General features: G+C 71.2%; 2 protein-coding genes. Both read right to left on the bottom strand.

All coding sequences use genetic code 11. The features are described 5' to 3' along the window. Positions 1-920 (bottom strand): GMC family oxidoreductase (locus ELR45_RS39945; RefSeq protein ID WP_205857703.1); only part of this gene is annotated, 920 nt, incomplete at its 3' end. A gap of 56 nt (positions 921-976) precedes the next feature. Then, positions 977-2,058 (bottom strand): mycofactocin biosynthesis glycosyltransferase MftF (mftF, locus tag ELR45_RS32300; protein WP_129669975.1); only part of this gene is annotated, 1,082 nt, incomplete at its 5' end.

Genomic DNA, 2,058 nt, shown 5'->3' with positions numbered 1-2,058 from the left:
CCGAGGTTTCGCTTCAGCCGCGCCTGCAAGGTGACACCGCGGTGTTCGATCACCCGCTCGCCGACGTTCGGGCTGTCCGCCCGGAGCTTCACCCCGGAGCGAGCGACGACGGCGGGATCGCCGATGCCGGAGCGTTCCAGCAGCAACGGGCTCTCGACGGTACCCGCGGAGAGGATCACCTCGCGTCTGGCTCGGTAGTCCCTGATGGCCCCGCCGTGCCTCGCCCGGGCACCGACGACCCGGCCACCGTCGAAGATGAGGTAACCGACCTGCGCCGTGCCTTGAACGGTGAGGTTGCGCCGCCTGCGCACCGGCTCGAGGAATGCGCTCGACGCGCTGACCCGGACGCCGCGCTTGATGGTCGACGGCGTGAACCCGATCCGCCGGGTGTCGCCGTCGTTGACGTCGGCGACGTGTTCCCAGCCCAGTACGCCCGTGGACTGGATGATCGCGTCGGTGACCTCGTCGCGTGGGTCGGTGACCGAGACGTGCAACGGGCCTCCGCTTCCTCGCACCTGAGAGGCGCCGAGCTGGTGATCCTCGATGAGGCGGAAGACGGGCAGCATGGCGTCCCAGCCCCAGCCGGGGTTCCCCGCCTGCATCAGGGCGTCATAGTCGGCGGCCGAGCCCCGGTTGTAGATCATCCCGTTGATCACGCTGGAGCCGCCGATCACCTTGCCTCTGATCCAGGAGTCGAATCGCTGGTCCGGCCCGATCGGCTCGGTCGCGTACTGGCTGGCATAGTGCGGGCTGGTCATGGTGTAAACGAAGCCTTTCGGCACCCTCAGCATCGGATGCCGGCCCCATCCGCCTCTCTCCAGAAGCAGGACCGTCGTCGACGGGTCCGCGGACAACCGGTTCGCCAGCACGCACCCGGCGGATCCGGCGCCGACGATGATGTAGTCGAAATCCTGGTCCACGCTGCCTCCAGATGCTCGGGTGGCCCTGTGCCTGTCTTGCACAGCGGGCCCTCGGGCTACTCCGCTGAGCGCTCCTCCTTCTCCTGAGTGAGTTCGTCACTGGTCACGACACGCAGCTTCCAGCCCAGATCGGGGAGGACCGGGCCGAACGTGCCCTCGGCGAGGCAGCTTTGCCACACCCCGAACCCGTAAGCGGCGTCGTCGAGCCGGCGCGCGATCAGCCAACGGAGAGGATCCAGATCCGGACGTTCCCGCTTCCATTCGAGCAGAGCGGGCACGAGCGCGGCGGCGGCCAGCGCCGGACGGAGCCGGGGTACGGCGGCGAAGGCGGCGACCGACACCGGCCACCAGGCACGGACACACGCGTCAGCGACCGCCTCGCCGGAGTAGAAGGTCCCCTTTCCGGCCAGGCGCGCGGCGTGGCGTGCCGGCTGCTCGAGCACGCCGTCGAGCTCGCGGGCCAGGAGCCCGGAAGCGACCGCGGTGATCGCGGCGCCGGTCACCGGACGACGCACGCCGACGGCGGCCCAGGCCGCCGCGGTCCACGGAGACATCGCCAGGGGGCGGGCGCGGCCGGGGTGACGCCGGTCGAGTGGTGCCGCGGTACGGCCGTAGTACGCACGACGGGACAGGAACCCGCGCGCCGACGTGCGGTGCTCGTGCTCGACCTCCCCGGCAGGCTCGTACCGCACGTACCACCCGGCGCTGGTCAGGCGCCAGACGAAGTCGACGTCCTCACCGCCGCGCAGCGTGGCGTCGAACCCGTCACCGAACGCCGATGCCCGGACCAGTAGCGCGGCGGTGGGAACGAAGGGAACGCGGCCGCCGGGTAGCACCCGCGAAGGCATGGGCCCGCGGTCGAGCGGTGAGCGGGCCGACTCATAGCGGCGTAGCCAGTCCGTGAGGTCCCGAGACGAGGCGGACCGCGCGCCGTCGTCGTGAGCGACGATCCTGGGGGCGACGGCGGCGACGAGCGGGTCCGCGAAATGCGGTGTCAGCGCGGACAGCCAGCCCGCCCGGGGCACACAGTCGGAGTCGACGAACGCGAGCAGCTGACCGGCGCGCTGTGCGCAGGCAGCACCGTCGTTGCGAGCGGCCGGTGCGCCGCCCTGGGTCTGCCTCCGGAACAGGCGTGCAC

The sequence above is a fragment of the Phytoactinopolyspora endophytica genome, assembly GCF_004138495.1.
Taxonomy (GTDB): Bacteria; Actinomycetota; Actinomycetes; order Jiangellales; family Jiangellaceae; genus Phytoactinopolyspora; species Phytoactinopolyspora endophytica.
This window is presented reverse-complemented; position numbering and strand designations above follow the sequence as displayed.